Source organism: Pseudoduganella sp. LjRoot289, from assembly GCF_964252925.1.
Classification (GTDB): domain Bacteria; phylum Pseudomonadota; class Gammaproteobacteria; order Burkholderiales; family Burkholderiaceae_D; genus Rugamonas.
The window spans coordinates 1,914,839-1,939,525 of record NZ_CAXUPN020000001.1 but is presented as its reverse complement, the minus strand read 5'-3'; the positions used below and the strand labels follow the sequence as shown (position 1 = coordinate 1,939,525).

Genomic DNA, 24,687 nt, shown 5'->3' with positions numbered 1-24,687 from the left:
CTCCCTTACCTTAAGTTCCCAGCCGCCGCAGCCTGCGCCGCAGCAGCGCCAATTCGTCCGCCAGTTCATGCTTCAGCCACACCACGCCCGCCAGCCACAGCGCCAGCGCGCCGCTGGCCGCCGCCATCAGTTGCAGCGGCCCGGGCGGCATGGCCAGCCGCGCCGCCAACGGCGCCAGCGCCACCAGGGCGGCCAGCGCCGCGCTGCGCGCCACCGCCTTCCACTGCGGCGCCAGCGGCAGCGCCGCCAGCCGCGCCAGATAGCCCGCGGTGAAGCAGCAGCGGCCAAGCACGCCCAGCAGTACGCCCCAGGCCACGTAGTCCAGGCCGAACGGCGTGGCCAGCAGCACCGCGGCGACGCGCACCGGCACCGACAGCGCGTCCAGCCGGGCCTGCGCCCGCACATGGCCGCCGGCCAGGAACAGGTAGCGCGCCATACTGAACATGCTATAGAGCGCGGACGCGCAACACATGACCTGGATCAAAGGCACTGCGCTGTCCCATTGATCGCCGTATAGCAAACGCACGACAGGCAGCGCCATCAGGGCCAGCCAGGCGAAAAACGGCCATGCCAAGGCCGTCATGCAGCTGATGGCGGTGAGATAGGCCACGCGCACGTCCTGCCCGGCGCGCGCCTGCGCGGCAAACAGCGCATAGGCCACCGGCGAGACGGCGCTGGTGATGCCTTGGTTGAACAGGCCGATGACGCTTTGCGCCTTGCCGTAGATGCCGGCCTCGGCCACGCCGACCAGCTTGCCCACGATCAGGTCGGGCGCGACCACGCCGGCTTCGTCGATCAGGCCGCCGCCGGCCGCGTAGCCGCCGAAGTGCAGGATGCGGCCGGCGCCGCGCCAGCCCGGCAGCCAGGGCAGACCGGGCGGGCGCAGCGGCACGCTCGCCAGCAGCGCGGCCACCGTGCCCGCCAGCGCGCCCCAGGCCAGGCTCAGGCTGCCGTATCCCAGCAAGGCCAGCACGACCGAACATAGCAGCTGGACCAGCGCGCCGCCGGCGTTGACGGCGAAGACGGCCGCAAAGCGCATGTCGCGCCGCAGCATGGACAGGGCCAGCGCGGTGAACGGCACCGGCAGGAAGTTCAGCGCCAGCAATTGCAGCACCGGACGCAAGCGCGGCGCGCCGTAGAAGGCGGCCACCGGGCCGGCCAGCAGCAGCACCGCCAGCGCCAGCGCGGTCGCGCTCGCCAGCCCGACCGCCAGCGCCGCGCGCAGCTTGTCGCGCGTGAGTTCCTTCTCCTGCAGCAGGAACTGGCCGACGCCGAAGTCGCGCAGCACTTGCGCGAAGCCGGCCAGCAAGGCGGCGATCGAATAGACGCCGATTTCGGCCGGGGTCAGCAAGCGGCCCAGCACCATGCTGCCGGCCAGCGCCAGCAACAGCAGCGCGTATTTTTCGGCGAAGGACACGGCCAGCGAGCGGCGCGTTGCGGCGGGCGCGCCGCTCACGCCTGCCGCCTGGCCGCGCCGGTGCGGTCCCGATTGCCCGCTGCGGGCCGGGTCGGGCCAGCGCAGCCGCGCGAGTCCGGCAGCCCTCCGGCCACGCCGGCCAAAGACGCTCCGTCCGCGGCCCGGCCGCCACAGCCCATCGGCTGGTACACAGCGGGCGTCATAGCAGGCCGCGGTAGAAATCCTGCACCATCTCGGCCACTTGCTCCTGGCTGTAACGCCGCTCCACCTCGTGCCGCCCGGCCATGCCCATGCGTGCGCGGCGCTCGGGGTCGCGCAGCAGCGCCGCCACCGAGCCGGCCAGCGCATCCGGGTCGTCCAGCGGCGCCAGCAGGCCGCCGGCGCTGCCGCGCAGCACGTCGGCCGTGCCCGGCACGTCGGTGCCCACCACCGGCACGCCGCAAGCCATGGCTTCGATGGTGGCGATGCCGAAGCCCTCGTTGCGGCTCAGCAGTATGTGCACGTCCATGCCAGGCAACTGGCGCTCGACGTCGGACTGGAAACCGGTGAACACCACGTAGGCGTCCACCCCCAGCTCGGCCGCCTGTTGCCGCAGCGCCGCCTCCAGCGGCCCCTCGCCCACCAGTACCAGGTAGAGCTGCGGAAACTCCAGGCGCAGCGCGGCCAGCAGCGCCAGCGCGGCCAGCGGTCGCTTTTGCTGTGCCAGCCGGGCCACCGAACCCAGCACCAGGCTGCCGGGCGGTATCGCCCAGGTGCGCCGCGCCTCGGCGCGCAAGGCCGGCGACGGCCGGAAGCGGCGCGTGTCCACGCCGTTCGGTATCACCGCCAGCCGCGTTTCCGGGCGGACGTAAGGGTGGTACAGCGCCATGAAGTGCTGCAGCGCCGACTCGGACACCGCATAAATGCCGCGCACCGCGCTGAACGCCTGATCCAGCAGCGTCCGGTGCCACGGACTGTATTCGGCCGGCGGGAAGGCATTGTGGACGCTGACCACGGTCGGCAGGCCGCAGCGCTGCGCCAGCCACAGGGCCGACGCGCCGTAACCGGTCCAGCAGAACGCCACGTGCACCAGGTCGGCCCGGTAGCGGCGCAGCGCCAGTCCGGTCCACAACTGCGCGCGCAGCTTGTTGCAGCGGTGCCAGCGCCACTCCTCGAAAAACAGCGGCATGCTCAGCACCGAGGCGGCGATGTGCTCCCCGTGCAGGGTGCGCCGCCAGGCGTCGCTGCCGGGGAAGCGGTGCAGCGCCAGCTCGGTGTCGCAGCCGGCGGCGTTCAGAAAGCGCGCCTCCTGCGCCAGCCGCATCTCCATGCCGCCCAGGGCGCCCGAATAGCCGGTGATCAGCACGCGCCGGCCGGCGCTGCGCGGCCCATGCCAGGCCTCGTGGATATAGCCGCGCAGATACGCCAGTTCCCACCGGCGCAGGAACTGGGCGTCGCGGTCCCCGCCCAGCAGCGCCTTCGCCAGCCCCAGCCCCTCCAGCGCCAGCCGCTTCCACATCCAGCGCGGCACCCGCAACAAATAGGGATACGGTCCCTTCTTATCCTGCCGGAACTTTCCGCGCCCGAAACGCCAGGCCCGCCGCAGGATTTCGCCGGCCTCCGTCTGATGCGCGCGGACGTGGTGCGCCACCCTGGCCGCCGGACAGAACCAGGGCAAATAGCCGGCCTCGCACAAACGCCGCGTGAGCTGGATTTCACTGCCCATGGCATAGGCGCCGCCGTTCGGGCCCACGCTCTCGTCGAAACGGTAGCCGGCCTCGAACACGGCGCGCCGCACCGCCATATTGGCACCCCATACCAGGCCGGGAAACACCGGTCCTTCCGGCAGACTGGGCGAGGTGATGCCGAACGTCATGCCCAGCGGTACCAGCCTCAGCACCCATTCCGGCGGCGGCGCCGCCCAGTCGGCCACGATGCTGCCGCCGAACACGGCGTAGCCCGGCTGGGCGTCCGCCGCCTGCTGCAGGCGCAGCAGCCAATCCGGGGCCGGCGTGGCGTCGTCGTCGGTAAAGACGAACAGGCCGTCCCCTGCTACGGCCAGCGCCTCGGCCAGGGCGCGGTTCAGCGCCACGTTCTTGCCCGGCTGCGCCTCGTACAAACAGGTCAGCGGCAAGCGCCGGGCATAGCCGGCCAGGACGGCGCGCGTGGCGTCGGTGCTGCCATTGTCGACCGCGATCATGCGCCAGCCCTGGGCAGGCGCGGCCAGCGCGCAATAGGCGTCGAGCACGCGCGGCAGGGTTGCGGCGCCATTGCGGGTTGCCATGAATACGGTGAGCAAGGCGCTTCTCCTCGGATCGATGATCCAGTCCAGTGATGCAAGCCAGTCTACGGAGCCTGCGGCTGTCGCTTCTTGACCTTGCTCAAACCACAGCTTGCGCCGCCTCAAAGTCAGGGTCCGGCCGACGGGGTCAAATGAACAAATGAACCCACTAGACCGCCTCCGCCGCTCCATTGCCCAGCTCGGCCTGCTCGACACGCTTTGCTACAGCCTGGACAGCCTGCTGCAGCGCAAGGGCTGGCGCCTGCGCAAATACTATTTCGTGGCGCAGCCGACCCATGCGCCGGCCAGCCGGCAGCAGGGCCGGCAGCTCGTGCCCCAGCGCGGCGCCGGCCTGTCGGTGCGCCTGGCCAGCGACGGGCGCGACATTCCGCTCAACCATCCCCGGCCGCGCGCCGTGATCGCCCAGCGTTTCGCCCAGGGCGCGCAAACGCTGCAAGCGTGGCACGGCGCCGAACTGGCCGCCTTCCTGTGGTTCCTGCCCAACGCCTACCAGGAAGACGAGGTGCGCGCGCGCTATCGCCTGGCCAGTGCCGACTCGCTGTGGGACTTCGACGTCTACGTGGCGCCGGCCTACCGCCTCGGCCCCGCCTTCCGCCGCCTGTGGAGCGATGCCCACCTGCTGATGCGCCAGCGCGGCGTGCGCTGGACCTGCAGCCGCATCTCGGCTTACAACCCGGGCTCGCGCGCCGCCCACGCCCGGCTGGGCGCCGTCACGCTGGGTTCGGCAGTCTTCCTGAGCTGCGGCCGCTGGCAATGGACCGCCGCCACGCAAGCGCCCTATATTCACTTTTCCCGCAACCCCGCCGCCTATCCGGAACTGCTGTTCGACACCAGCACCCTGCAAGGCGGCGCCAATCCGGAGTCCCCATGTCCTGTCTCGACGAGTTGAACGACATCCTGCGCACCACGCTGGCGCTGCCCGCGCTGCCGATGGATCCCGCCACGCCGCTGCTGGGCGCCTTGCCCGAACTGGACTCGATGAGCGTGGCCAGCGTGATCGCCGCCATCGAAAGCCAGTTCCACATCCAGGTCGAAGACGACGAGATCAGCGCCCGCCATTTCGAGACCCTGGGGAGCCTGGCGGCCTTCGTCCAGCGCAAGCTTGCCGATTGAGAAGGCGGCCCCGATGAAAAAGCCGATCAAGCCCAACACCGCCATCCTGCTGGTCTCCGCCATCACCCTGCTCATGCTGGTGGCCGCCGCGGCCCGCGCCGACTGTCCTCCCTATGTCAAGGGCGTGGTCGGCGGCGACTACAACAACGGCGACGACCGCCGCAACCTGACCGTGGTGGAAAGCTACCACTTCACACCCGAGGTCGAGCGCCTGCAGCGCGGCAAGACCGGCTACGTCGGCGGCGACTTGTCCTACACGCTGGAGCACTATCCCAACCATCCCCGCGCGCTCAGTTCCCTGGCCAAGCTGGCGCTGCGCGAGAAGTCGCCCCAGCCGCAAGGCGCGAAATACAGCGTGGACTGCTATTTCCAGCGCGCCCTGCAATACCGCCCCAAGGATGCCAAGGTCCATTCCATCCTGGCCGGCTACCAGCTGGCGCAAAACAAGCTCGATGACGCGCGCGAACACCTGGACGCGGCGGTGCAGCTGGAGCCGGACAATGCCACCAACCACTACAACCTCGGTCTGCTGTATATGAAGAAGAAGGACTACGGCAACGCGCTGGCGTCGGCCCAGCGCGCCTACGGCCTGGGTTTTCCCTTGCCCGGCCTGCGCAACAAGCTGACCGAAGCCGGCAAGTGGCAGGAGAAGAAGGTGGAACACAAGACGCAGGAAAAACCGGAAGAAGTCAAGCAGGAGGAAAGCAAGCCGGACGAAGGCCAGGCGGAGGAAGAGAAGAAGCCGGAACCCGCCGCCGCCACGGACGCATTGCCCGGGAACCGGCCTACTTGATACCGTGATGGCTCATCAAGTCATATAGGGTGGGCCGGCTTACGCCCAGCAGTTCAGCCGCGCGCAGGATATTCCCGTCCACCCGCGCCAGCGCCTTGATCATCACCCGGTACTCGGCCGCGTCGCGCGCCTGGCGCAAGTCGATATTCTCCGGCGCCTGCGACTCCACCTCCGGCAGGCCCAGGTCCTCCAGCGTGATCTGCGACCCCTCGGCCATGATGACGGCGCGCTTGATGCAGTTCTCCATCTCCCGCACATTGCCCGGCCACGTGTAGGCGTCGATCGCGGCCAGCGCCTCCGGGCGGAAGTGCAGCGCCGAACGGCGTTCGCTGACGCAGAAGCGGTTCTTGAAATGCTGCGCCAGCAGCACCCTGTCGCCGACCCGCTCGCGCAGCGGCGGTATCGCCAGCACGATCTCGCTCAGGCGGTAGAACAAATCCTCGCGGAACCGTCCCTCCTCGGCCAGCGCCTTCAGGTTGCGGTGCGTGGCGCACACCACCCGCACGTCCACCGCGATCTCGCTGCGCCCGCCCACCCGCTCGATCACCCGCTCCTGCAGAAAGCGCAACAGCTTGCCCTGCAGCCCGGTCGCCATGTCGCCGATCTCGTCCAGGAAGAAGGTGCCGCCGTGGGCCAGTTCGATCTTGCCCAGCGTCTGGCGCACGGCGCCGGTGAACGCCCCCTTTTCATAGCCGAACAACTCGCTCTCCAGCAGGTGCTCGGGGATGGCCGCGCAGTTGATGGCGACAAAGCGCCGCTCACGCCGCGCGCTGAGCCGGTGCAGGCCGCGCGCCACCAGCTCCTTGCCGCTGCCCGAGTCGCCCAGCAGCATCACGCTGGCCGACGACGGCGCCACCTTTTCCACGCTGCGGCACATCTTCAACATGCCCGGGTCGCGGCTGATGATGCCGGCCAGCGGCGAATCGGCCTCGATCTGCAGCATGCGGCGGTTGTCCTGCTGCACGCCGTGCAGGAAGAAGGCACGCTGGATCACCAGCCGCAGCAGGTCGGCGTCGAGCGGCTTCTGCTGGAAATCATAAGCGCCCATGCCCACCGCCTTGAGCACATTGCTGCGGTCCTGGTTGCCCGACAGGACGATCACCTTGGTGTCCGGCGCGTTGGTGATGATGTCGCGCAACAGCGCCAGTCCCTCGGTGGCGCCGTCCGGGTCCGGCGGCAGGCCCAGGTCCATGGTCACCACGGCGGGCTGGTGGCGGCGCAACTGCGCCAGCGCCTGTTCGCGCCGCTCGGCCACCACGACCTCGTACTCGTCCAGCCCCCAGCGCAATTGCTTCTGCAAGCCGGGGTCGTCCTCCACCACCAGCAGCTTCTTCTTCGGCATCCCTTCCTCCGTTCGGTTTCTAGTTCGTCTCGTTCGATTTTCGCAATCAGGCCGCCGCCGCTGCCGCAGCATGCAGCGGCAGCGTGACGCGGAAAGTGGTGCCGACGCCGCGCTCGCTGGCAACCTCCAGCCTGCCGCCGATCGCGCCCAGGTACTCGCGGCTTTCGAACACCCCTATGCCCATGCCGGCCGTCTTGGTGGTGTCGAATGGCTTGAACAGCCGTTCGCGGATGAACTGTTCGCTCATGCCCGCGCCGGTGTCGGACAACTCGACCACCGCGCTGTCGCCTTCGCGGCGCAGCAGCAACGCCACCTTGCCGTCCGGCGGCGTGGCCTCGACCGCGTTCAGGATCAAGTGGCCCAGCACCCGCTCCAGGCGGTGCCAGTCGGCCAATACCAGCAAGCTGTTATCGCGTACCTCCAGCTGCGGCCGCGGCCGGGCGGCCGCGCGCGCCTGCACCGCCTGCTCCAGCACTTGCGCCAGCGGCAAGGGCAGCTTGCGTTCCGGCGCCTCCCCACGGCTCAACTTCTGCAGCAGCAGCGTCATCTTGCGCACCGAGTGGGCCAGTGTCTCCAGCATGTCCCGCTGGAATTCGGGGTTGCCCTTGTGGCGCTCGGCATTGGACAGCAGCAGCGACAGTTGCGACACCAGGTTCTTCAAGTCGTGCACGATGAATGCCGACATGCGGTTCAGCGACTCGAACTGGCGCGCCACAGCCAGCGCGTCGGACGACTCCTGGTGCGCCAGGTAGCTGGCGGCCTGGCTGCCCGCGATCTTCAACAGGTCGCGCACTTCCCAGTCCAGCTCCAGGGGCGTGCGGGGCTGGGTCAGCGCCACCAGGCCGTACAGGCGGCCCTGCAGCACCAGCGGCACCACCAGCCACAGCTGCGGCACGCCGTGCAGCCACAGCGGCAGCTCCAGCCCCGCGTAGCGTTCGGGCCGCGCCAGACATTCCGGCACGTCCAGCACCCATTGCCTGTCCTCCATGAACAGGCAGAACTCGGCACTGGCGGTGCCATGCTGCGGCGCCAGGTTCCAGCTGGCGGCCGGCACGCAGCGGCTGCCGCCGTCGCCGTCGCGCCGCAGCCACAACGCCCCGGCCGGGCTCTCCACCAGCGCGGCCAGCGCCTGCACCGCCCGCAGGCCCAGGTCCGGCCCTTCCAGCGACAGCGTGCGCGTGAAGCGCTGCCACTCGTCGCGGTAGTCGAAGCGGGACTGGTAGAAGTGCTTGCTGATGAATACCTTGGCGTAGGCCCGCACGGCGCCCGAGAACAGCACTCCGGCCAGCACGATGGCCGCGCCCGCCAGCCAGACGGCCTGCATCAGCGGCCCCCAGTCGCCGCCGAAACTGCGCAAGTACCAGGCGCTGCCGGCCATGGCCAGCAGATAGAGCGCGCTGCCCATCAGGGCCGCCGAGCGGAACAGCATCTGGCGCGACAGCGCCAGTCCCAGCGTCCAGCGCGGCTTGCGCGCCGCCGCGATCGCCAGCAAAGGCGCCCCCAGCGCGCCCACCAGGCCGCGCGCGGCCCACAGGTCCGGGTTCATGCGGCGGAACAGCAGCGCGTCGCTATAGAGATAGAAATCGTAGGCGAACAGCACGCCTATGCCCAGGCAGGCGTATTTCACGCCCCAGCGCTCGTGCGCCGCAGTCCCCCGGTACAGCTGCTCCAGCAGCAGCAAGCCCGCCACCGCCAGCATCAGGCGGCAGATGATGGGCAGGATGGCGTCGGGCGTCCTTAGGCCGGCCGTGGCACCGGACAGGGCCGCCGCATCGGTGCCGGCGGCGGCCGCCGCCGGCACTGCGTCCCGCACCGTCGCCCCTGCCGGCTCGGTGGTATAAACGGCCAAGCCCTGCTCCAGCGCGCCGGCCAGCTCGTCGTACGCCAGGGGCAGGACGGCCAGAAACACGGCCGCGGCCAGCAGCCAGTTGCGGCGCTGCCCGGCCCGGCCCAGCAAGGACAGCAGGAACAGCAGCCACCCCACGGTCCGGGCCGCCTCCAGCACCTCGGCGGCTTGCGCCAGCGCGCCATGGACGACGTCGGGCCGGACCGGTGCCGGCGCGCCAGGCAGGCCGCCGCCAGCCGGCAGGCCGGCGCTTCCGGCGTAGGCGGCCACTACAACTGCCGCCGCCCACAGCCCGGTCAGCCCGCAGGCGACCAGCAAGGCCGTCGCGTGCCGGCCCTGCCGCCAGCCGCGCAGCAGCAGCAGGCTCAGTCCCAGATAGGCGAGCGCCAGCAGCGCGTGGCTGGCGCCGGCGGCAAAGGACGCGGACAGCTGCGGCCCGCCAGCCATCAGCGGCTCCCTTTACCCAACAGCACGACCTGCACGGTATCGATCAAGATCAGCAGATCGAGGAACAGGCTGTTGTTTTTCACATAATACAAATCGTATTGCAGCTTTTGCACCGCGTCGTCCACCGACGCGCCGTACTGGTAGCGCACCTGCGCCAGCCCGGTGATGCCGGGCTTGATGCTGTGCCGTACCTCGTAGTAGGGCACGTCGCGCGCCAGCTGCTCGACGAAAAACGCCCGTTCCGGGCGCGGTCCGACAAAACTCATCTCACCGCGGAACACATTGAGCATCTGCGGCAGCTCGTCGATGCGCAGCTTGCGTATCCAGCGGCCGATCCGTGTGATGCGGGGATCGTCCTCGGCGGCCCAGACCGGACGCCCGTCCTGCTCGGCGTCGCTGCGCATGCTGCGGAATTTCAGCACCTGGAACAGGCGGCCGTCCTTGCCCACCCGCTCCTGCTGGTAGAACACCGGCCCGCCGTCCTCGGCCCGTATCAGCAGGGCGGTCAGCGCCATCACCGGCAACGCCGCCAGGCAGATGGCGCCGCTGGCGGTCAGGTCGAAGGCCCGCTTCACGCTGGCGCGCAGGAAACTCTGGTCGAAACCGCCGCCGAAAATCAGATAGCTCGGCTGCACTGAATCGATGCGGATCTGGCAAGCCTCGCGCTCGAAGAACGACGCCGCGTCCACCACCCGCACGCCGCCCAGCGCGCATTCGAGCAACTGCCGCACCGGATAAGCGCCCCCGCGCCGGTCGCCCAGCGACACCACCACCTCCGACGCGCCGTGTTCGCGGGCCAGCTCCAGCAGCGAAGGCCCGGCCGGCAGCACATGGGCAGCGGGCACGCAGCGCTGCTCGCCGGCCACGGCCACGCAGCCGACCACGTGGAAGCGCTGGAAGCCCTGCTTGCTGGCGGCCAGTTCCATGCATTCCTGCGCCAGCGCGCCGTCGCCCAGCAGGATCAGACGCTCTGTCATGCGGTCGGTGCGCACCGTCGAATAGAGCAACAGCCTGGTCAGCAGCACCGCGGCGCCGCCCAGCACGAAGGCCAGGCTGCCCAGCTTGCCCGCCCCGAGTCCAGGCAACAGGCGCGCCAGCAGGTTGAGCAGGCAAAAGGCCAGCAGCAAAGCCGGCAGGATGCGCATCACCGTCACGCGCAGCGCGTCGCCGGGGTGGACGCGGAAATCCGGCTGGTACATGCCGAGCGTGCTCATGCTTAACACGATCAGGAACGCGAACAACAGCGCCGTCAGATAGACGTTGCCCGCGCTCGCCACGCGGTGCGTCTCGGCCAGCCAGGCCAGCGAAGCAAGGCCGGCCGTGGCCAGCAAGAGCATGAGCTCCATCAACAGCAGAATGAAGGCCATGCGAGGAACATAATGGTTAAAGATTCGGATCACGGCTCACTCCCGCGCCCCGGATGGGCGCCCGCGCCACCGCGCCGGCAGTGGTCGAGCCATGATGACGCGAGCTTTGCGCAGCCGTCTTGAGGCATCACAAGCCCAGCGCGCTGCGAACCAGCGCCAGATCAACATCTTGCGCAAAAATCAGCCTTGGCCGACAGGCAAGCCGCAAATCGTCTATAGTCTTGCTTCCCTACACAGCATTGTGAACAGAGAATCATGAAATTTGATGTTGCTATAGTTGGCAGCGGCCTGGCTGGCCTGTCGGTGGCTCTGCATCTGGCCGAAACCCGCAAAGTGGCCATTATTTCCAAACGCGAGCTGCTCGACGGCGCCAGCAACTGGGCCCAGGGCGGCATCGCCGCCGTGCTCGACTCGGGCGACAGCTACGAACAGCACATCGCCGACACCCTGGTGGCCGGCGGCGGCCTGTGCGACACGGACGCCACCCGCTTCATCGTCGAGAACGGCCGCGCCGCGATCGAATGGCTGATCGAGCAGGGCGTGCCCTTCACGCGCGACGACAGCGCCGAACTCGGCTTCCACCTGACCAGGGAAGGCGGCCACAGCCAGCGACGCATCATCCACGCGGCCGACGCCACCGGGCACGCGGTGCAAGTGACACTGGAACAGAAAGTGCGCGCGCACCCGAACATCAGCCTGTTCGAGCACCACTGCGCCATCGACCTGATCACGTCCGACAAGCTGGACCAGAAAACGCCGCACACCCACATCAACCGCCAGCCCAAGTGCCACGGCCTGTACGTGCAGGACGTGCGCAGCGGCGAAGTGCACACGGTGGCCGCCGAGCACACGGTGATGTGCACCGGCGGTGCCGGCAAGGTCTACCTGTATACCACCAACCCGGACACCGCCAGCGGCGACGGCATCGCCATGGCCTGGCGCGCCGGTTGCCGGGTGTCCAATATGGAATTCATCCAGTTCCATCCGACCTGCTTGTACCACCCATACGCCAAGTCCTTCCTGATCACCGAAGCGATCCGCGGCGAAGGCGGCCTGCTCAAATTGCCGCCGGAAGCCGGCGCAGCGGCCGGGCAGCGCTTCATGCTGGCGCACGACGAACGCGCCGAGCTGGCGCCGCGCGACGTGGTGGCGCGCGCGATCGACTTCGAAATCAAGAAGCGCGGCCTCGATTACGTGCACCTGGACATCAGCCACAAACCCGCCGCCTGGCTGATCGAGCACTTCCCGACCATTTACGCGCGCTGCCTGGAACTGGGCATCGACATCACCAGGCAGCCCATCCCCATCGTCCCGGCCGCCCACTACACCTGCGGCGGCGTGGTGACCGACCTGGCAGGCCGCACCGACATGCCGGGCCTGTACGCCGTGGGCGAGACCGCCTGCACCGGCCTGCACGGCGCCAACCGCCTGGCCTCCAACTCCCTGCTCGAATGCGTGGTGATCGGGCGCGCCTGCGCGCAGGACATCGAAAACAAGGAACGGATCGGCACGCCCTATCTGCCGGACTGGGATGAGAGCCGCGTCAGCGACGCCGACGAGGAAGTGGTGATCGCCCACAACTGGGACGAGCTGCGCCGCTTCATGTGGAATTATGTCGGCATCGTGCGCACCACCAAGCGCCTGGAGCGGGCGCAGCACCGCATCGCCCTGCTGAAAGAGGAGATAGACGAGTACTATCGCAATTTCCGCATCACCAGCGATCTGCTCGAGCTGCGCAACCTGGTCGACGTGGCCGGGCTGATCGTCAACAGCGCGCTGCAGCGCCGCGAAAGCCGGGGCCTGCACTTCAGCCGCGACTATCCGGAAACCCTGCCCAAAGCGCTGCCCAGCATCCTGACGCCGAACCGGCGCTAAGGCCGCCGGCCTGCCTGGCGGCTTACGACGCGTTGCGTCTAACCCGCTACGCGGTACGCAATCGCCGGGCCGCAGGGCGGCTTGGCGCAACGCGCGTAACCCGCCACCGCGTGCCCGCAGCGACATTCGTCTTAAGGCACATCGACGTCGTGGCGCAGGCCCAGGCGTTTCAGCTCGCCGCTCTCTATCATCGCGTCGAAGGCGGCGTCGAAACCGGCGCGCAGGGCGTCGTGGGACGGGCGTTTGGGGAAAGCGAAATAGCCGTCCTGCACCTGGATCACTTGCGCCAGCGCTTCCACCTGCCCGCCCAGCTTCAGGGCCGCCAGCACCGGCTCGGTGTTGCGCCGGTTGCTGGCGAACAGCGCCACATGCTTGTGTGTCAGCATCAGCAAGCCGTTTTCCACGTTGTTCGCCACGCTGACGCGCAAGCGCGGGCGCGCCGCGTCGAAGCCGACGCCGTAGGCCCAGCCGTTCATTGCCACGATGGGCTTGCCTTCCAGCGCCGCGTAGTCGCCCTGCCAGGTGTTGCCGGCGCCGGCCAGCTGGTAGAACACCATGTCGTCGCGGTAGAAGGCCGACCGCGAAAACGACATGCGCTCCAGCCGCTCGGGCGATTTGTACGGCCCGACCAGGATGTCGGCCAGCCCCTGCGCCACCATCGCCTGCGCCCTCGCCCACGGATACAGCTCGAACCGCACGGTATCCTTGGTGCGGCGCGCAACCTGGCGCACAATGTCCGGTCCCAAACCGACGAATTCGCCATCCGCACGGCGCTCGAACACCCGCTCGAAATGCGCGCCCACCGCCAGCAAATCGCGTGCGGAAGCGTGGCCAGCCGCCATGGCGAGCAGTAGCAGCAGAGGAATCAAACGTGTCGGCACAGCATCTCCTGTCGGTAGACACATGATACCCAACGGCGTGGACTTGGCAAAAGATTTGCGCTATTTTATGGTCGTATGACGACAAACAGAACGACAGACGCCGTGCTGCGTCCGGCCAGCATGGACGACGTGCCCCAGATGGAGGCGCTGATCGCGCTGTCCGGCGTCGCCTTGAGCGCGGGCTTCTACACGCCCGAGCAGGCCCAGGCCGTGACGGCACTCGTATTCGGCGTCGATACCCAGCTGATCGAGGACGGCAGCTATTTCATCATCGAGCGCGATGGGGATGCGCTGGCGTGCGGCGGCTGGAGCAAACGCGCCACGCTGTTCGGCGCCGACCGCACCAAGACCGGCCCGGACCGCCTGCTCGACCCGGCGCTGGAAGCCGGCCGCATCCGCGCCTTCTTCGTGGCGCCCTCGGCGGCCCGCCAAGGATGGGGAAGCATGCTGATGGAGCACTGCCAGAAAGAGGCGGCCGCAGCCGGCTTCCGGACGCTGGAACTGGCGGCAACCATGCCCGGCGTGCCGCTCTACCTGGCCAGCGGCTTTGAAGTCATCGAACCATTCGAGATTGCGCTGCCAGGCGGCGTGAACGTGCCGCTGGCGCGCATGCGCAAACAGATAGGCGGCTTAGGTCCTTGCGGCAGCAAGCCGCCCTACGCAGCTGCGCAAACCATGGAGCCGTAGGACGGGTTGGCGGGGCGCGCCGAGCGGGGCGCGCCGAGCGCGCAGCCCATATCTCGCCATCTCGCCGCCATCTCCGCCGCCAGCCCCGCCGCCTACGAGGCTCAGCCGTTGAAGCCCTTGCCTTCAGCCGCCAGTTTCACCAGCAGCGGCGCCGGCTTCCACGCTTCGCCGTGACGGCCGCGCGCCAGGCGCTCGATGGTGCCCAGCACATTGGGCAAGCCCACCGTGTCGGCGTAGAACATCGGACCGCCGCGATGCAGCGGGAAGCCGTAGCCGGTCAGATACACCATGTCGATGTCCGACGCGCGCATCGCTATGCCCTCTTCCAGGATCTGCGCGCCCTCGTTTACCAGCGCATACACCAGGCGCTCGATGATTTCCTGGTCGCTGATCTTGCGGCGCACCACGCCGATGTCGGCCGAGTGCTGGACGATCATCGCGTTCACCGCTTCGTTGGCATAGGCCTTGCGGTCGCCTGCCTTGTAGTCATACCAGCCGCCGCCGGTCTTCTGGCCGTAGCGGCCCATCTCGCACAGCAGGTCGGCCGTCTTCGAGTAGGTGATTTCCGGCGATTCCACGTAACGGCGCTTGCGGATGTACCAGCCGATGTCGTTGCCGGCCAGGTCGCCCATGCGGAACGGCCCCATGGCGAAGCCGAACTTCTCAACCGCCTTGTCCACCTGCTCCGGCAGGCAGCCTTCCTCCAGCAGGAAGCCGGCCTGGCGGCTGTACTGTTCGATCATGCGGTTGCCGATGAAGCCGTCGCACACGCCCGACACGACGCCGGTCTTCTTCAGTTTCTTCGACAGCGCCAGGGTCGTGGCCAGCACGTCCTTGCCGGTTGCCTTGCCGCGCACGATTTCCAGCAGCTTCATCACGTTGGCCGGGCTGAAGAAGTGGGTGCCGATCACGTCCTGCGGACGCTTGGTGAAGGCGGCGATCTTGTCCACGTCCAGGGTCGAGGTGTTCGACGCCAGGATGGCGCCCGGCTTCATCACTTCGTCCAGCTTGCGGAATACGATTTCCTTCACGCCCATGTCTTCGAACACCGCTTCGACCACGATGTCGGCATCGCCGATTTCCTCGTACACCATGGTGCCGGTGATCAGGGCCACGCGCTGGTCGAACTTCTCCTGCGTCAGCTTGCCCTTCTTCAGCGTGTTCTCATAGTTCTTGCGGATGGTGGCCAGGCCTTTTTCCAGCGCCTCGGCCTTCATCTCCAGGATGGTGACCGGGATGCCGGCGTTGGCGAAGTTCATCGCGATGCCGCCGCCCATGGTGCCGGCGCCGATCACGGCCGCCTTCCTGATGGTGCGGGTCGGGGTGTCGGCCGGCACGTCCGGCACCTTGCTGGCCTGGCGCTCGCTGAAGAAAGCGTGGCGCAGCGATTTCGACTCGCTGGTCTGGATCAGCGCGAGGAAACGATCGCGCTCGAACTTCAGGCCGTCCTCGAACTTCATGGTCACGGACGCTGCCACGCACTCCACGCACTCCAGCGGCGCCGGGAACGGGCCCGACATGGCTTTCACGGTGTTGCGGGAGAATTGCAGGAAGGCTTCGTGGTTCGGGTAGTCGACCTTGCGCTCGCGCACTTTCGGCAGCGGACGCGCGTCGGCGACCTTGCCCGCGAAGGCGATGGCCGATTCCAGCAAATTGGCATCGGCGGCGAACACTGCGTCGAACAGCGCGGTCTTGGCCAGCTTGTCGGACGCCACCGGGGTGCCGGAGACGATCATGTTCAGTGCCATTTCCAGGCCCAGCACGCGCGGCAGGCGCTGCGTGCCGCCGGCGCCGGGCAGCAGGCCCAGTTTCACTTCCGGCAGTGCGATCTGCGCGCCCGGCATGGCGACGCGGTAGTTGCACCCCAGCGCCAGTTCCAACCCGCCGCCCATGCAGACGGTGTGGATGGCCGCCACTACAGGCTTGGTCGATTCTTCCACCGTGCGGATCAGTGAGTGCAAGCTCGGTTCGGCCAGCGCCTTGGGCGAGTTGAATTCCTTGATGTCGGCGCCGCCCGAGAAGGCCTTGCCGGCGCCGGTGATGACGATGGCGTTGACCGCGTCGTCCGCCAGCGCCTGCTGGATGCCCTGCACGGCGGCGGTACGGGTGGCATGTCCCAGGCCATTGACCGGAGGATTGTTCAGCGTGATGACGGCTACGGAACCGTGTACTTGGTATTCGGCACTCATTGTCTCTTCCTTCTTGTCAGTGTGAACAGGCTGTAAAACCTCACTATACCGCAAAAAAACGAACGGTCGTGTTATTTTATGGAAAACGGCTAGCCGCCATCCTAGCACTGTGTTCGTTTTTGCTACACTTCCAGCCATTCCTTGCGGACGGCGGCGTCGGCCCGCAGCGCGTCCGGCGTGCCTTCGAACACGATGGCGCCGTGGCCCATGACGTAGACGCGCTGGGATATCTCCATCGCGATGGCCAGCTTCTGCTCCACCAGCAGCACGGAAATGCCGCGCTCCTTGAGCGCCAGCAGATACTCGGCCACCAGCGCCACGATCTTCGGCGCCAGCCCTTCGGTCGGCTCGTCGATCATGATCAGGTCGGGGTCGCCCATCAGCGTGCGGCACAATGTCAGCATCTGCTGCTCGCCGCCGGACAGCACGCCGGCCGGCACCGCGCGCCGCTCCTCCAATCGCGGGAACATGCGGAACATATCGTCCAGGCACCAGCGCCCGCCCGGCGCGCTGTTCTTCTGCCCCAGCACCAGGTTCTGCTCCACGCTCAGCGTCGGGAACACGTCGCGGTTTTCCGGCACATAGCCCAGGCCCTTGTGCGCGATCTGGTAAGCCTTCAGGCCCAAAATCTCCTGCCCCTTCAGCTTGACCGTGCCGCTGGCGCTGACCTGGCCCATGGCAGCCTTCACCAGCGTCGAACGGCCCGCGCCATTGCGGCCCAGCAGGCTGACGATCTCGCCCGGCCTCACGTGCAGGTCCACGCCGTGCAGCACGTGGCTCTTGCCGTAATAGGCGTGCAGGTTGCGGATATCGAGCATGTGTTGTGCCGTCATGCCGCCTCCTCGTGGCCGCCCAGGTAGGCCGCCTGCACCGCCGCGTTGCCGCGTATCCGCGCCGGCGTGTCGCAGGCGATCACCTCGCCGTACACCAGCACGGCGATCTTGTCCGCCAACCCGAACACCACGCCCATGTCGTGCTCCACCATTAAAAGAGTCTTGCCCACCGTCACCTTGCGGATCAGTTCCACCGCCGCGTCCGACTCGGAACGGCTCATGCCGGCAGTCGGCTCGTCCAGCAGGATCACGTCCGCGCCGCCGGCGATGGTGATGCCGATCTCCAGCGCGCGCTGCTCGGCGTAGGTCAGCACGCCGGCCGGCACATGGCGCTGGCGCTGCAGGCCGATCTCCTCCAGCACCTGCTCGGCCCGTTCGTGCGCGTCGCGCAGCTTGCCCAGCCGGTGCCAGAACGAGTACTTATAGCCCAAGGACCACAGCACCGCGCAGCGCAGGTTCTCGTACACCGACAGGTTGACGAACAGGTTGCTGATCTGGAAGCTGCGCGACAGCCCCAGCCGGTTGATCTCATAGGGTTTCAAGCCGCTGATGCGCTGGCCGTTCAGCTTGATCTCGCCGGAACTGAGCGGGAAGCGTCCCGAAATCAGGTTGAACAGCGTGGATTTTCCGGCGCCGTTCGGCCCGATCACCGCGCAGCGTTCGCCCTGCCCTACGCTCAGATTGGCGCCGCGTATGATCTCCGACTTGCCGAAGCTCTTGCGCACGTCCAGTAATTCCAGTGCTTTCATCGTGCATTCCTTGTCTGCAGCACAATGGCCGCACTCGCTTCGCCCCACGCATCGGCGAACACCGGCTGCGCCTTGCGCCAGCCCGCCACGCTCACCACCAGCAAGCCGGCCACGACGGCCCACGGCGTGGCGCCGCGCGTGTCGACCGCCATGCCGAACAGCTGCTTGACGCTGCCGTTGGCCGCCTCCAGCGTCAGGTGGTACAGCATCTCCACGCCGATGACGAAGCCGGCCAGCCCCGGCAGCACCGCCAGGCAAACCCAGCCCAGCGGTTTGGCGATGCGGCCGAACTGGCCGAACTTGGCCGCGTGCAGCAGCAGCATGATCAAGCTGCCCAGTCCGCCCGGCGCGTAGCGCACCAGCAGCACGAAGAACAGGCCCAGGTAGAGTTGCCAGGCCGGCGTGAAGTCCGACAGCAGCACCGAGAACAGGATGCCGACGATGGCGCCCAGCAGCGGCCCGAAGAAGAAGCCTATGCCGCCGATGAAGGTGAACAGCAGGATGCTGCCCGAGCGGATCGCGCTGACGTTCTCGGCGCTGACGATCTCGAAGTTGATCGCCGACAGCCCGCCCGAAATCCCGGCGAAGAAAGACGACAGGATCACCACCAGGTAGCGCACCCACTGCGTGTCGTAGCCGATGAATTCGACCCGCTCCGGGTTGTCGCGCACGGCGTTGATCATGCGGCCCAGCGGCGTGTGCGTGTAGGCGTACACGGCGGCGGTGCACACGAACAGCCAGGCCGCGATCAGGTAATAGACCTGGATCTGCGGGCCGTAGCTGATGCCCATGACAGGCTTGCCGATCACGCGGTTGGTGGTGATGCCGCCCTCGCCGCCGAAAAAGCCGGGGAACATCAGCGAGCTGGCGAACACCAGTTCCACCAGCCCCAGCGTGATCATGGCGAAGGTCGTGCCCGCCTTGCGCGTGGTGATGTAGCCGAACAGCAGGCCGAAACCCACGCCGGCGATGCCGCCCACCAGCGGGATCAAACTGGTCGGTATCGGCAGCGCACCCGCGCCCGCCAGATTCATCGCGTGGATGGCGAAGAAGGCGCCCAGGCCGGAATAGACCGCGTGGCCGAAGGACAGCATGCCGCCCTGCCCCAGCAGCATATTGTAGGACAGGCCGAAGATCATCACCGTGCCCATCTGCGACAGCAAGGTCAGCCCGCCGCCCTTGCTGAACACCAGCGGCGCGATCAGCAGGATGACGGCGTAGCCGCTCCAGATCATCCAGCGGCCAAGGTTGACCGGCGTGTATCGAAGTTCGTTCATTCGCGGGTCCCCATCAAGCCTTTCGGGCGGAAGATCAAGATCAGCACCAGCAGCAGATACGGCAGGATGGCCGAACTCTGCGCGATGGTGACGTTCAGCAGCGCGTACGCCGGAGTGGACGGCGTGACGGCGACGCCGAGTTGCCCCAGCAGGTGCGCCAGCGAGTAGTCCAGCGCCACGGCCGTGGTCTGCATGATGCCGATCAGCAGCGATGCCACAAAGGCGCCCGCCAGCGAACCCATGCCGCCGACCACCACCACCACGAAGATGATGCTGCCCACCGTGCCCGCCATGGCCGGCTCGGTGACGAAGGCGTTGCCGCCGATGACGCCGGCCAGGCCTGCCAGCGCGCTGCCGCCGCCGAACACCCACATGAAGATGCGCGGCACGTTGTGGCCCAGCGCTTCGGCCGCGTCCGGGTGGGTCAGCGCGGCCTGGATCACGAGGCCGACGCGGGTACGGGTCAGCACCAGCCAGATACCGCCCAGCATGGCCAGCGCCACCAGCATCATGAAGGCGCGGTAGGTCGGGAAGCTGGTCGAGAACAGCGTAAACAGCGGGCCGTCCAGTTCCTTGGGGATGGCGTACTGCACGGCGGCACGGCCCCAGATCAGCTGCACCAGTTCGACGATCAGGAAGGACAGGCCGAAGGTGAACAGCAGCTCGGGGATGTGGCCGAACCTGTGCAGCGGACGCAGCCCGTAGCGTTCCACCATCGCGCCCAGCAAGCCGACCGCGACGGGCGCCAGCAGCAGCGCCGGCCAGAAGCCGACCACGCTGCTGATGGTGTAGGCGATGTAAGCGCCCAGCATATAAAAGGAGGCGTGCGCGAAGTTCAGCACGCCCATCATGCTGAAAATCAGCGTCAGCCCGGACGACAGCATGAACAGCAGCAGTCCATAACTGATGCCGTTGAGCATAGTAAACAGGGTAAATTCCATGGAATTCCGCGTTGGCGTTGTGGTGGCACGCTATGGATTCCCGCAACTGCGGGAATCCAATTTGACGTTAACTTAACTAATCAGCCTGGCCGCTTCATCTGGCAGGAGGTCGGCTGGCCGGCCACGTAGGCGTCGATCTTCTTGTCCATCTTCCAGCCGTAGCCGGTGTTTTCCTGGTCGTACTTGACATCCTTGCCGTTGACCTTGGTCCAGGTGCCGATGTACAGGTTCTGCTGCAGCTGGTGGTCGGCCTTCTGCATCATCACCCCGCCGTTCAGCGACTGCGACTTCATGCCTTCCAGCGCGACCGCCACCTTCACCGGGTCCGCCGACTTGCTCGCCTTGATCGCCTGCGACAGCATGGTGATGATGACGTGGGACTGCGCCGCGTAGTAGTCGTCGTTGTACTTGGCCTTGAAGGCCTCGACCACTTCCTTGCCGTTGAAGGTCTCATTGTTGATCATCCAGTTGCCGATGATCTTGGTGCGCTCGGCGCCGGCCGCGCCCATCGCCGTCGGCACACCGGTGGTGATGCCGTAGTAGGTGTAGAAATTGGCCTTCAGGTCGGCGTCCTTGGCGGCGCGTATCAGCAGCGCCAGGTCGGCGCCCCAGTTGCCGGTGATGACGGAATCGGCCCCCGACGCCTTGATCTTGGCGATGTAGGGCGAGAAGTCCTTGACCTGCCCGATCGGATGCAGATCGTCGCCGGCGATCTTGACGTCGGGCCGCTTGCGCGCCAGGTATTCCTTGGCCGCCTTGCTCACCGCGTGGCCGAAGGCGTAGTTCTGGCCGATGATGTAGACCGACTTGATATTCTTGTCCGGCGCCATGTAGCTGGTCAGCGCCTCCATCTTCATGTCGGAATTGGCGTCGAAGCGGAAGTGCCAGAAGCTGCACTTGCTGTTGGTCATGTCCGGATCGACCGCCGCGTAGTTCAGGTAGACGATCTCCTTGCCGGGGTTGCGCTCGTTGTGCTTGTTGACCGCGTCCAGCAGCGCCAGGCCCACGCCGGAGCCGTTGCCCTGCGTGATGTAGCGGTAGCCCTGGTCGATCACGGCCTTGAGCTGGGTCAGCGATTCCTGCGGACTGCCCTTGTTGTCGAAGCCGACCACTTCGATCTTGTTGTCGCCCGCCCATTTCCCTTGGGTGGCCATGTCGGCGATCAGCTGGAATCCCTTCAGCTGGTTCTGCCCGACCGGGGCGAACGGACCGGACAGCGGGTCGATGAACGCGATTTTCACGGTCTCGGCCAGTGCGGCCGTGGACAACAGGGTAAGGCTGACAGCAACGGCGAGCTTGCGGTAGGTCATGGTCTCCATCCTTCTTTTAGTTGTGATTGTCCAACGTGTTGCAACTTCGGCATTATGCGGTCGGCAGCTTGTGCTCCTTGTAGACCTCGCGCAATTTATTCTTTTGCACCTTGCCGGTGCCGCCCAGCGGCAGCGCGTCGCTGAAGACCACGTCATCCGGCAGCCACCATTTGGCGATCTTGCCCTCGTAGAAGGCCAGCAGTTCCTCCCGGCTGACATCCTGGCCCGGTTTGCGCACGATGACCAGCAGCGGGCGCTCGTCCCATTTCGGGTGGTGCACGCCGATGCAGGCGGCCTGCATCACCGCCGGGTGCGACACGGCGATGTTTTCCAGGTCGATGGTGCCTATCCACTCGCCGCCGGACTTGATCACGTCCTTGCTGCGGTCGGTGATCTGCATATAGCCGTCGGCATCGATAATGGCCACGTCGCCGGTCGGGAACCAGCCGTCCTGCAGCGGATCGCCGCCTTCGTCCTTGAAGTAGGACGCGATCACCCACGGCCCCTTCACCAGCAGATGGCCGTAGCTGACGCCGTCCCACGGCAGTTCCTTGCCGTCGTCGTCGACGATCTTCATGTCCACGCCATACACCGCGTGGCCCTGCTTGAGCAGGATCTTGCGCTGCTCCTCCCTCGGCAAGTCGCGGTGCTTGCCCAGCAATACGCCGGTCGTGCCCAGCGGCGACATCTCCGTCATGCCCCAGGCATGGATCACTTCCACGCCGAAATCGTCCATCAGCGTGTTCATCATTGCCGGCGAACAGGCCGAGCCGCCAATCACGGTGCGGCGGAAGCTGCTGAATTGCAGCTTGTTTTGCTGCATATAATTGATCAGGCCCAGCCAGACGGTCGGCACGCCGGCCGAGAACGTCACCTGCTCGGATTCGAACAGCTCGAACAAGGACTTGCCGTCCAGCGCGGCGCCGGGGAAGACCATCTTGGCACCGCTCAACGGCACCGAGTATGGCAAACCCCATGCGTTCACATGGAACATCGGCACCACCGGCAACACCACGTCCCTGGACGTCACGTTAAGCGCGTTGGGCAGCGCCGAGCCGTAAGCGTGCAGCACGGTCGAACGGTGCGAATACAGCGCGCCCTTGGGGTTGCCGGTCGTGCCCGAGGTGTAGCACAGCGTGCAGGCGGAGTTTTCGTCGAACAGCGGCCAGGCGTACTCGTCCGAATGGCTGGCGATCAGGTCTTCATAGCAGACCAGCCCGGCGATTTTCGTTTCCGCCGGCATGCGCTCGCGGTCGCACATCAGCACATAGGTCTTGATCTGCTTGCACTGCGCTGCCACCGCTTCCACTGCGGGCAGGAAAGTCAGGTCGAAGAACAGCACCTGGTCTTCGGCGTGGTTGATGATGTAGGCGATCTGCTCGGGATGCAGGCGGGGATTGATGGTGTGCAGCACGGCGCCCGAGCCGGACACGGCGTAGTAGGCTTCCAGGTGGCGGTAGCCGTTCCAGGCCAGGGTGGCGACACGGTCGCCAAGGGCGATGCCCATGCCGTGCAAGGCGTTGGCCAGGCGGCGCGCGCGCTGGTGGCAGTCGCGGTAGGTGTAGCGGTGGATATCGCCCTCGACACGGCGCGAGACGATCTCGCTATCGGCGAAATGACGCGCCGCAAATTCAATAATACCGGACACAAGCAATGGCTGATTCATCATCTGGCCCATCAAGGGACTCTGCGGAAGCGACATCTGATCTCCTTCGGAACTTTGTTTTTCTGGTAAGGCGAACCCATATTCGTACGCGCGTGCTATTTTCGTCAAACAGTTTCTATGCTGCGATGCAGCAAACGCGACACCGCCACGTTTTGGCACGGTGCGTTAGAATTTGAAATTCACACCCATGAACACTGGAACCGCCATCAATAAGCTGCCTCTGGACAACTCGTTTGCGAGTCTCCCGCCCTCCTTCTACACCCGCTTGATGCCGACTCCGCTGCCCGCTCCCTATATGGTAGCAGTCAGCGGGCCCGCTGCGGCGCTGATAGGCCTGGACGCCGCCGCGCTGGCCGAACAGCAAGCCATCGACATCCTGGCCGGCAATGCCATACCCGAACAGGCCAAACCACTGTCGGCCGTGTATTCCGGCCACCAGTTCGGCGTCTGGGCCGGCCAGCTGGGCGACGGCCGCGCCATCCTGCTGGGCGACGTGGCTACGCAGCGCGGTCCGATGGAGCTACAACTGAAAGGCGCCGGCCTGACGCCTTATTCCCGCATGGGCGACGGCCGCGCCGTGCTGCGCTCGTCCATCCGCGAGTTCCTGTGCTCCGAAGCCATGGCCGCGCTCGGCATCCCCACGTCGCGCGCCCTGGCGGTCGTCGGATCGGATCAGGGCGTGATGCGCGAAACGGTGGAAACGGCGGCGGTCGTGCTGCGTATGGCGCCCACTTTCATCCGTTTCGGTTCCTTCGAACACTGGTCCACCCGCGACAAGCCGGAAGAACTGAAAATCCTGGCCGACTACGTGATCGACCGTTATTACCCGGCGTTGCGCGTCGAAGAGAATCCGTACGCCGCTTTACTGGCCGAAGTGACGCGCCGCACGGCCGAGCTGATGGCGCAGTGGCAATCGGTCGGCTTCATGCACGGCGTAATGAACACCGATAATATGTCGATACTCGGTGAAACCATCGATTACGGCCCGTTCGGCTTCATGGAGGCCTTCGACAGCGGCCACATCTGCAATCACAGCGACCAGCAAGGCCGCTATTCCTATGGCAACCAGCCGCAGATCGGCCACTGGAACTGCTATGCGCTGGGCCAGGCCCTGCTGCCGCTCATTAACGAAATACCTGCCGCCCAGGCCGCGCTGGACCAGTACCAGCCCGCCTTCGCAGCCAAGGTCGACACGCTGCTGCGCGCCAAACTGGGCCTGGCCACCGCCCGGGACGGCGACCGCGAGCTGATGGACGCCATGTTCACCCTGCTGCAGGAAAATCACGCCGATTTCACGCAATTCTTCAGGACCTTGAGCAATCTCAAGGCCTACGACGACGCACCGGACGAAGATCTGCGCGACGAATTCATCAATCGGGAAGCTTTCGACGCCTGGGCCAGCCTGTACCGGGCGCGCCTGCGCGCCGAAAACAGCGATGATGCCGCGCGCAAAGTTGCAATGGACGCTGTCAACCCCAAATACGTACTTCGGAACTACCTGGCCCAGATAGCAATTGAAAAGGCGCAGAATAAGGACTTTACTGAAGTAGCGCGCCTACTGTCAGTTTTGCAGCGCCCGTTCGACGAACAGCCAGAGAATGAGAAATACGCGGCCCTGCCACCGGACTGGGCCAGTCATTTGGAAGTCAGCTGTTCTTCTTAAGAAAGCGATT

Annotated in this window: 19 protein-coding genes; 6 read left to right on the top strand and 13 right to left on the bottom strand. The window is 66.5% G+C overall.

All coding sequences use genetic code 11. The annotated features are described in order from the left end of the window. Positions 1–10 precede the first annotated feature (10 nt). Both ACSQ8Y_RS08325 and ACSQ8Y_RS08320 read right to left on the bottom strand, forming a co-directional pair. The gene (locus tag ACSQ8Y_RS08325) at positions 11–1,456 is read right to left on the bottom strand and encodes an oligosaccharide flippase family protein (protein WP_436265974.1); all 1,446 of its coding nucleotides are present in this window, start codon (positions 1,454–1,456) and stop codon (positions 11–13) included. Positions 1,457–1,616: 160 nt separating this feature from the next. Next, positions 1,617–3,695 (bottom strand): glycosyltransferase, encoded by a 2,079-nt coding sequence (locus ACSQ8Y_RS08320; RefSeq protein WP_436265973.1) that lies wholly within the window; start codon positions 3,693–3,695, stop codon positions 1,617–1,619. A 142-nt stretch (positions 3,696–3,837) separates the two neighbouring features. On the opposite strand from ACSQ8Y_RS08320, the gene ACSQ8Y_RS08315 reads away from it, so the two are divergent. The 3 genes from ACSQ8Y_RS08315 to ACSQ8Y_RS08305 are packed head-to-tail and all read left to right on the top strand — an operon-like array spanning position 3,838 to position 5,604. Then, the gene (locus tag ACSQ8Y_RS08315) at positions 3,838–4,587 is read left to right on the top strand and encodes an N-acetyltransferase family protein (protein ID WP_436265972.1); all 750 of its coding nucleotides are present in this window, start codon (positions 3,838–3,840) and stop codon (positions 4,585–4,587) included. Beyond that, entirely contained in the window at positions 4,566–4,811 is a 246-nt protein-coding gene (locus ACSQ8Y_RS08310) for an acyl carrier protein (RefSeq protein ID WP_436265971.1), read from the top strand. Before ACSQ8Y_RS08315 ends, ACSQ8Y_RS08310 begins: the two co-directional genes overlap by 22 nt. A 13-nt stretch (positions 4,812–4,824) precedes the next feature. Continuing rightward, entirely contained in the window at positions 4,825–5,604 is a 780-nt protein-coding gene (locus ACSQ8Y_RS08305) for a tetratricopeptide repeat protein (protein ID WP_436265970.1), read from the top strand. Here the strand turns inward: ACSQ8Y_RS08305 and prsR are convergent. From prsR to ACSQ8Y_RS08290, 3 genes are read right to left on the bottom strand one after another with little or no spacing between them, the layout of a single operon-like run. Continuing rightward, a complete protein-coding gene (gene prsR / locus ACSQ8Y_RS08300) occupies positions 5,597–6,946 on the bottom strand; it encodes a PEP-CTERM-box response regulator transcription factor (RefSeq protein ID WP_436265969.1) in 1,350 nt (449 codons plus the stop codon). The two genes, ACSQ8Y_RS08305 and prsR, sit on opposite strands and share 8 nt — an antisense overlap. Positions 6,947–6,992: 46 nt before the next feature. Beyond that, positions 6,993–9,239 (bottom strand): XrtA/PEP-CTERM system histidine kinase PrsK, encoded by a 2,247-nt coding sequence (gene prsK / locus ACSQ8Y_RS08295; RefSeq protein ID WP_436265968.1) that lies wholly within the window; start codon positions 9,237–9,239, stop codon positions 6,993–6,995. Then, positions 9,239–10,606 (bottom strand): TIGR03013 family XrtA/PEP-CTERM system glycosyltransferase, encoded by a 1,368-nt coding sequence (locus ACSQ8Y_RS08290; RefSeq protein ID WP_436265967.1) that lies wholly within the window; start codon positions 10,604–10,606, stop codon positions 9,239–9,241. Before ACSQ8Y_RS08290 ends, prsK begins: the two co-directional genes overlap by 1 nt. Positions 10,607–10,861: 255 nt before the next feature. On the opposite strand from ACSQ8Y_RS08290, the gene nadB reads away from it, so the two are divergent. Beyond that, positions 10,862–12,481, top strand: coding sequence for an L-aspartate oxidase (gene nadB, locus ACSQ8Y_RS08285; RefSeq protein ID WP_436265966.1), 1,620 nt, complete (start codon positions 10,862–10,864; stop codon positions 12,479–12,481). Positions 12,482–12,612: 131 nt separating this feature from the next. On the opposite strand, the gene ACSQ8Y_RS08280 is transcribed toward nadB, so the two are convergent. After that, entirely contained in the window at positions 12,613–13,362 is a 750-nt protein-coding gene (locus ACSQ8Y_RS08280; RefSeq protein WP_436265965.1) for a substrate-binding periplasmic protein, read from the bottom strand. 75 nt (positions 13,363–13,437) lie between these two features. Between ACSQ8Y_RS08280 and ACSQ8Y_RS08275 the strand changes: the two genes are divergently transcribed. Then, a complete protein-coding gene (locus ACSQ8Y_RS08275) occupies positions 13,438–14,049 on the top strand; it encodes a GNAT family N-acetyltransferase (protein ID WP_436265964.1) in 612 nt (203 codons plus the stop codon). Between the two features lie 101 nt (positions 14,050–14,150). Here ACSQ8Y_RS08275 and ACSQ8Y_RS08270 read toward each other — a convergent pair whose 3' ends face one another. From ACSQ8Y_RS08270 to ACSQ8Y_RS08240, 7 genes are all read right to left on the bottom strand, one after another. Continuing rightward, the gene (locus ACSQ8Y_RS08270) at positions 14,151–16,238 is read right to left on the bottom strand and encodes a 3-hydroxyacyl-CoA dehydrogenase NAD-binding domain-containing protein (protein ID WP_436265963.1); all 2,088 of its coding nucleotides are present in this window, start codon (positions 16,236–16,238) and stop codon (positions 14,151–14,153) included. A 122-nt stretch (positions 16,239–16,360) separates the two neighbouring features. After that, a complete protein-coding gene (locus tag ACSQ8Y_RS08265) occupies positions 16,361–17,056 on the bottom strand; it encodes an ABC transporter ATP-binding protein (RefSeq protein ID WP_436269786.1) in 696 nt (231 codons plus the stop codon). 11 nt (positions 17,057–17,067) lie between these two features. After that, a complete protein-coding gene (locus ACSQ8Y_RS08260) occupies positions 17,068–17,820 on the bottom strand; it encodes an ABC transporter ATP-binding protein (protein WP_436265962.1) in 753 nt (250 codons plus the stop codon). Beyond that, positions 17,817–19,097: a branched-chain amino acid ABC transporter permease gene (locus ACSQ8Y_RS08255; protein WP_436265961.1), complete on the bottom strand. Its 1,281-nt coding sequence runs from the start codon at positions 19,095–19,097 to the stop codon at positions 17,817–17,819. The genes ACSQ8Y_RS08260 and ACSQ8Y_RS08255 overlap by 4 nt, the downstream gene beginning before the upstream one ends. After that, positions 19,094–20,038 (bottom strand): branched-chain amino acid ABC transporter permease, encoded by a 945-nt coding sequence (locus tag ACSQ8Y_RS08250; RefSeq protein WP_436265960.1) that lies wholly within the window; start codon positions 20,036–20,038, stop codon positions 19,094–19,096. Before ACSQ8Y_RS08250 ends, ACSQ8Y_RS08255 begins: the two co-directional genes overlap by 4 nt. An 80-nt stretch (positions 20,039–20,118) precedes the next feature. Continuing rightward, the gene (locus ACSQ8Y_RS08245) at positions 20,119–21,348 is read right to left on the bottom strand and encodes a branched-chain amino acid ABC transporter substrate-binding protein (RefSeq protein WP_436265959.1); all 1,230 of its coding nucleotides are present in this window, start codon (positions 21,346–21,348) and stop codon (positions 20,119–20,121) included. 52 nt (positions 21,349–21,400) lie between these two features. Further along, positions 21,401–23,050, bottom strand: coding sequence for a 3-(methylthio)propionyl-CoA ligase (locus tag ACSQ8Y_RS08240; RefSeq protein ID WP_436265958.1), 1,650 nt, complete (start codon positions 23,048–23,050; stop codon positions 21,401–21,403). Positions 23,051–23,201: 151 nt separating this feature from the next. On the opposite strand from ACSQ8Y_RS08240, the gene ACSQ8Y_RS08235 reads away from it, so the two are divergent. Beyond that, the gene (locus ACSQ8Y_RS08235) at positions 23,202–24,677 is read left to right on the top strand and encodes a protein adenylyltransferase SelO (protein ID WP_436265957.1); all 1,476 of its coding nucleotides are present in this window, start codon (positions 23,202–23,204) and stop codon (positions 24,675–24,677) included. Positions 24,678–24,687 lie beyond the last annotated feature (10 nt).

Coding starts and splice junctions, on each gene's coding strand:
- ACSQ8Y_RS08260 (WP_436265962.1), bottom strand. CDS start 17,820: ATGAAAGCACTGGAATTACTGGACGTGCGCAAGAGCTTCGGCAAGTCG.
- ACSQ8Y_RS08240 (WP_436265958.1), bottom strand. CDS start 23,050: ATGTCGCTTCCGCAGAGTCCCTTGATGGGCCAGATGATGAATCAGCCA.
- ACSQ8Y_RS08275 (WP_436265964.1), top strand. CDS start 13,438: ATGACGACAAACAGAACGACAGACGCCGTGCTGCGTCCGGCCAGCATG.
- ACSQ8Y_RS08310 (WP_436265971.1), top strand. CDS start 4,566: ATGTCCTGTCTCGACGAGTTGAACGACATCCTGCGCACCACGCTGGCG.
- ACSQ8Y_RS08245 (WP_436265959.1), bottom strand. CDS start 21,348: ATGACCTACCGCAAGCTCGCCGTTGCTGTCAGCCTTACCCTGTTGTCC.
- prsK (WP_436265968.1), bottom strand. CDS start 9,239: ATGGCTGGCGGGCCGCAGCTGTCCGCGTCCTTTGCCGCCGGCGCCAGC.
- ACSQ8Y_RS08255 (WP_436265961.1), bottom strand. CDS start 19,097: ATGAACGAACTTCGATACACGCCGGTCAACCTTGGCCGCTGGATGATC.
- ACSQ8Y_RS08265 (WP_436269786.1), bottom strand. CDS start 17,056: ATGCTCGATATCCGCAACCTGCACGCCTATTACGGCAAGAGCCACGTG.
- ACSQ8Y_RS08305 (WP_436265970.1), top strand. CDS start 4,825: ATGAAAAAGCCGATCAAGCCCAACACCGCCATCCTGCTGGTCTCCGCC.
- prsR (WP_436265969.1), bottom strand. CDS start 6,946: ATGCCGAAGAAGAAGCTGCTGGTGGTGGAGGACGACCCCGGCTTGCAG.
- ACSQ8Y_RS08290 (WP_436265967.1), bottom strand. CDS start 10,606: ATGGCCTTCATTCTGCTGTTGATGGAGCTCATGCTCTTGCTGGCCACG.
- nadB (WP_436265966.1), top strand. CDS start 10,862: ATGAAATTTGATGTTGCTATAGTTGGCAGCGGCCTGGCTGGCCTGTCG.
- ACSQ8Y_RS08315 (WP_436265972.1), top strand. CDS start 3,838: ATGAACCCACTAGACCGCCTCCGCCGCTCCATTGCCCAGCTCGGCCTG.
- ACSQ8Y_RS08235 (WP_436265957.1), top strand. CDS start 23,202: ATGAACACTGGAACCGCCATCAATAAGCTGCCTCTGGACAACTCGTTT.
- ACSQ8Y_RS08250 (WP_436265960.1), bottom strand. CDS start 20,038: ATGGAATTTACCCTGTTTACTATGCTCAACGGCATCAGTTATGGACTG.
- ACSQ8Y_RS08270 (WP_436265963.1), bottom strand. CDS start 16,238: ATGAGTGCCGAATACCAAGTACACGGTTCCGTAGCCGTCATCACGCTG.